At 57.1% G+C, this 5,535-nt stretch carries 2 protein-coding genes; one reads left to right on the top strand and one right to left on the bottom strand.

Going from position 1 to position 5,535, the window contains the following annotated elements; all coding sequences use genetic code 11:
• Positions 1–2,761: 2,761 nt before the first annotated feature.
• Entirely contained in the window at positions 2,762–3,061 is a 300-nt protein-coding gene (locus tag FBQ85_25885) for a hypothetical protein (protein ID MDL1878564.1), read from the top strand.
• Between the two features lie 112 nt (positions 3,062–3,173).
• On the opposite strand, the gene FBQ85_25890 is transcribed toward FBQ85_25885, so the two are convergent.
• The coding region (locus tag FBQ85_25890; protein ID MDL1878565.1) for a tetratricopeptide repeat protein at positions 3,174–5,535 on the bottom strand (2,362 nt) is incomplete at its 5' end.

Raw genomic sequence — 5,535 nt, forward strand, 5'->3', positions numbered from 1 at the left:
ACAGCCGCGCACCAGGCGTTTTGAGAAAATCGTTTCGCCCGAGCTTGATATTGAAGAATTATGCCCGAGCGTGATCATCGTCGATCGCGACCTCAGCAAGCTGTTGTTTTCCGCGAGCACGGATTTTCTCGGTGATTTTGGCGTGGTGGCCGCGCTTGAAGAACATGCTGCCAGCCCGGCCGCCGCACATAATCGGACCGGGAAACCGCAGCGCGGGCATCGTCACCGCATTCTGGCGCCGATGGTGCAAGGCGATGTCACCGAACCCTTCACCATGTCGCGCGTCAATTTCGAGCGCGCCGGTTTTCTCATCAGCACAGTCTCGCAAGAAGAACGCATCCGCGAAGTGTTTGATCGCGCGGCCGGCGCGGGGTTGCGCGCGATCATTTGCGTCAGCCGCAGCGATCAAATGGTGAATTTGACGTATAAGGCGACGCGTTATCCCATCACCTTCGTTTATCCCAAACAAGACAGCGGCCTGGCGCTCGGCCAGCGCCTGATCGCCGGCGTGCTGAAGATTCTGCCGCAATTGCCGCCGGGGCGTAAAACACCCTCCATCATGGTGGTGGGTTTGAATAAATCCAATCATTACATGCTGGAAACGCTGTGGCATGCCTGGCCCGGCGATAACCTCAAGCAAAAAGCCGCGGAGTTTTCGCGCATGCTGCGTTTTGTTATTCGAGGCGGCGAATCCGTGCATCCCATGCCGCGCCTGCCCCAGGCAGCTTCTGACAGCGTGAATGAAGCCAATGATGCGCAACAAGAGCTTTTCCTGCTGCCGCGGGCGACGAGCGCGCAGACATTTTTTAGCTGGTGGTGGCGCTGCAATTTTATCACTGGCTTTCGCTTTCCTCCCGGCCCGGCGGGACGGCGGCCGCTTTATTTTCCCGTGCCCACCTGCCTCATGCAAAGCAATGAATCCGGCATTCTGGAACATTGCCTCGATGAGTTCAAGCCGGATATTGTGGTGATCAACGACGATGAAGTCGATCGCTCGCATATGTATTTCTTGAAGCTGATCAACAGCCTCGAGCGCCTCAAATTCGAGCGCCCGGATTTTCACCTGCCGCTGATTTTGATGGGCGGCGCGCATGGCGGCGATGCCGAACAAAAGGACATCGGCGATGCCTTTCATTTGTATGACGCGCTGACGCGCCTGTATCAAGATCGCCCCACACCCGGGCACCCGCGCTATGCTCATTTTCGGCGGCGACGGCCGCGCCGTTTGATTGGCGATAGCGCGCACGATGCCCTGGCTGACACGGAGGAAATCATCTCCGGCATTCGTGACAATTGGCAGCTTGCCGCAGAAGCGCCGTTGAGTGTGCTTGCTTCTGAGAGTGATGACGAACAGCGTGAAAACGATTGGGGCGAATCCGTGGAATTGAATGCCTGCCTTCCCAATGTGCCGGGCGCGCTGCCTGCTTTGAGCGGCCGCCTGGCGGGTTTGGAATTTTCCTCCCCTGCGCAAGCGCCGTTGGAAAAAATTTTTGGGCATTCGACAGGCAGCACGCCGGTGGTATTGCAACCGGTTTTTCAGTATCTGCGCCACATCAAATTGGCGGTAGCCGGCCGCGGCTTTTCCTTGACCGGCTATGCGGATTTGCATGCCACCGTGCTAACGGATATGCTGCGACACGCGCACGAACCCGAAGGGCTTGCGCTGCGGGTTTATGCCAGCGACGGACGTGATTATCTCAAAGAGAATCTCTCGTTGCACGCGCGCGCGCAATTGCCCGTGCCGAAGCTTATTTCACTCGCGACCGGCCAGCGGCCTCACACAGTCTCGACGCAAGATTTTCTCGGTGTCATGTTGGGCGCGAATACCGGCGATTCAGCGACGGGCGCAACCTTTTGCCCGGGCATGGTGAATTGCCCGATTGCCTCCTATCAACATTATATCATTGCCTCCAACGCCGAAGCGATTGCCGCCTGGCGCCGCAACGGTCAAAATCAAGCATTGCAAGCCGCGCCTAATTATGGGTGCGCGCCCTTACCCATGTTACCGTTGCGTCTGAGCGGAACGCCGCAAGCGGAGGCGCTGCCGCGCTACGCTCGCATTTTCTGTTGTTGCCATGCCGAGCGCAACGATCCGGGCATGATTGCGCTTGCACTCAATTTACTCAATTTTCAACGGTTCGAGAGGCTGCGCGATCGGCAAAACGACTGGGTCCTCAACGTCGAATACTTCAAGAATATTTCATGCCAAAATCGCGTGTTTGTGCTCAATCGCCTGTTCGGTGTGCGGCGCTATATCAGCGATTTGTTGCGCGAGAATGAGTGGTCGCTGGAGGATTACGAGCAGCGGTTGCATCGTATTTTGCCGCTCACGCTGCTGCAGATTATGCCGGCAGGCGGCCCGGAAGAGGCCCGCCTTTGGTTCGATTATGCCGTTGCGCTCTATCGCTATCTTTGGCTGATCGCGCCGCAACGTTTTTGTTTGCACTGGTGGGATCAAGACGAACGGCCGCATCGCCGCCATCGCCTCAGGTCTGAAGCGGAACACCCCATCGTGATTCAAATCAGCAATCGCCAGCATCGCGAACGCGAGCAATTGCGCGCCGCAGGCTGTTGCGAGTTCTGCCGCGCCTCCGATCCGGCGCTTGAGCTTGGTTGTGCCCAGCAACGCCCGTGGGTGGTTTAGGGCGATAAGGCGCTCAAGGTTACAATAAAATTTCGAAAGTTTATGGCATAATAATTTGTCGGCAGAACGATTCAAAATAATTCTGCCGATAAATCATCCTGCCAAAGTTTTTTGGCGATGCAGGGATTGATCAACTACGGTTATGAACGCATCGCGCAGCGGCTGGTGTATCGCTGGCTTTATACCATCACCTTCAACGCAGCGAATTACAACGGCACGGTTCCCGAAAAGTTCGATGTGGCCACGCGCTCGCATCAGGTTTTTGCCGAGTATGGCAATGTCGGCACCAAATTCTCATACATCACGCGCGAAGGCTTTGGCTGGACCAATACCTCCTACCAGCTCGGCATCAGCCTGCTGTCGCAAGAGTTGCGCGATAACTTGAATCGTTTGATTCCGCCGGAGTGGATTTTTTGAGATCGGACGTGAGCGAGAACAAAAGCAGAAATCGCTGAGGTTGGCAGTTCAGGATTTTTGCCGTATGCGATTTCAGTCTGCGTGCGTGAGATTCATGCTTTGCCGCGAATTTTCAGCTTTGATTTTCCACATCACTTTGCAGCGTGCCGGCCTCATTTAGGGCATATGCAATCGCCTCCTCCACCGTCATCTTTTTCCCCGTTTCATATTCGGCCGCAAAGGCTTGTTCGCCGAGTCCGGCGCGCGTGGCGGCGAGATCGCGCTCAAAGCGTGAGCGTTGGAATACCGGCATGACTGCACCGGTGGTGGTGTGCAAAGCCTCTGCCGCTGCAAGCAAACGCGCCGCCCGGTCGAGCTTTCCGGCGGCCAGCGACAATCGCCCAAAGCCGATGAGGGCATTCGCCAACCCCAATCTATCGTTGGATTCTTGCGCATGTTGCAAGCTCTCCTGGTAACAAATCTGGGCGCGAGTTGTGCCATTGCCATCGAGCGAAAGGTGGCCAAGCGAATAAAGCGCGCGGACAACTCCCCATTTAAATCCGCTCTCGCGAAACAGCAAAACACTTCTCTCGAGCAGCTCGCCGGCAAGATTGGCGTCGTCTTGCTCGTGGGCGATCACGCCCAGGCTATAAGAGCTCAAGCCCAACCCCAATTTGCTCCCGATTTCTCTCATGACCAGCACGCTCTCTTCCAGCAAATTTCGCGCGCGTGTAAAATTGCCCTGATGCACGAACATGTAGCCGCCCCAACTTTTTACAAAGGCGATGAGCTGCTTGTCGCCCAAGGCTTCCAATCTTTGCAGCGCTTCTTCCATAAGGGTAGTGGCTTTTTCAAACCGCCCCAGCATACCTTCGACCCAGCCTAAATTCATCATCGCAAAGCCGATGCCGCGCTCATCGGCAATTTCCTGGCGGAGACGCAGGCTTTTCTCCATAAATTCTTGCGATAAATTGAAATCGCCGCTAAAGGCCATGGCCCATCCCAGATTGTTGAACGCCACGGAGATGCCGCGCTTGTCGTTCAGCTCACGATATAACGCCAGGCTTTCCTCCGCCCACTCTTGCGCCGCCTTAAGTTCACCCAAAATCGAACCAGTCCATGACAGATTACTGATCGCCAGGCCAATGTTGCGCTTGTCACCGAGCTCGCGCGCAATTTCGAGACTCTCATAGAGAAACGGACGGGCTCCGCAATAATCGCTCAATTGAAACGTGATAATGGCAAGGGCGTTCAAAACGCTCGCGCGCAAGGTCGTGCGTTGAGCGGCGCCGGGTAGGGCCAACAGCGTTGTGAGCTGCTCTCGGCCTTCGAGCAGATAGCCGCGCACATTCCAAAATCGCCAGATGACACTCCCCAGTCGCAGCCCGTCTTCGGCGGCGCCGGTTTCTGCCACCCACTTGAAGATCGCGCGAAAGTTGTCATGTTCGCGCTCCAATTTTGTCAACCAGACTTTGAGCTTTGCGCCGGTCAGCTCGGGTCCGGCTTTTTCTGCCAGCGCCACAAAAAAATCGGCGTGCACGCGCCGCACCTTTTCCCATTCGCCGCTCGCCTGCAAAGCCTCCAGCGCAAACTCACGAATCGTCTCGAGCATCATGAAGCGCGGCTCAGTGTCTTCGGTTTGATCCTGGCGCAACAAGCTGCGATCGATCAATGCCGCAACGCCGTCGAGCGCGGAGATGGAGAGATCAGCCATGGCGTGGCAGAGCGCTTCCACTGCTTCCAGCGTGCAGCCGCCGGTAAAAACGGCCATACGGCGAAACACCATTTGCTCGTCACGGTTCAACAGATCGTAGCTCCATGCAATGGCCTGGCGCAATGTTTGGTGGCGCGGCACGTCGCGCGGCCCGCCTTTTAATAGCTCAAAGCGTTTTTCGAGCCGCGCCAAAATTGCCTGCGGGGAAAATATTTTGAGGCGCGCCGCTGCCAGCTCGATCGCCAACGGCAAGCCGTCGAGGCGATAACAAATCTCGGCTATGGCTTTGGCATTTTCATGGGTGATGGTGAAATTCGGTTGGACGGATTGGGCGCGTTGTCTGAAAAGCTCTATCGCGGCAAAATGACCCAACGCTTCAAGAGAAAGCGTTTGCTTCGGATCGGGCGTGGCGAGCGGCTGCACCGCAAACTCGTGCTCGCCGGTGAGGCGCAACACGACACGGCTGGTGACCAGAATTTTGAGCTGCGGACACGCGGCCAACAACTCGGCCAGGCCCGGCGCCGCAGCCACGACCTGCTCGAAATTGTCAAGCACCAACAGCACCGACATGGGGCTCAGGCCGCGCAACAGTTGCGCCCGTGGGTCGTCGCCGCCGCGTGGCAGGCCGAGGGCATCGGCGATGGCCGTCACCAGCAAGGCATCGTCGCGTATCGGTTGCAGATCCACAAATGCCGTCTGCGCGCCGCCGGCGCGCAGTTGGGTGGCCACATGGAGCGCCAGGCGCGTCTTGCCGATGCCACCGGGGCCTACCAGCGTGAGC

The organism is Cytophagia bacterium CHB2, assembly GCA_030263535.1.
Classification (GTDB): domain Bacteria; phylum Zhuqueibacterota; class Zhuqueibacteria; order Zhuqueibacterales; family Zhuqueibacteraceae; genus Coneutiohabitans.

What these genes read in the sequence shown, in the direction of transcription:
- FBQ85_25885 (MDL1878564.1), top strand. Translation starts at nt 2,762, where the DNA reads ATGCAGGGATTGATCAACTACGGTTATGAACGCATCGCGCAGCGGCTG.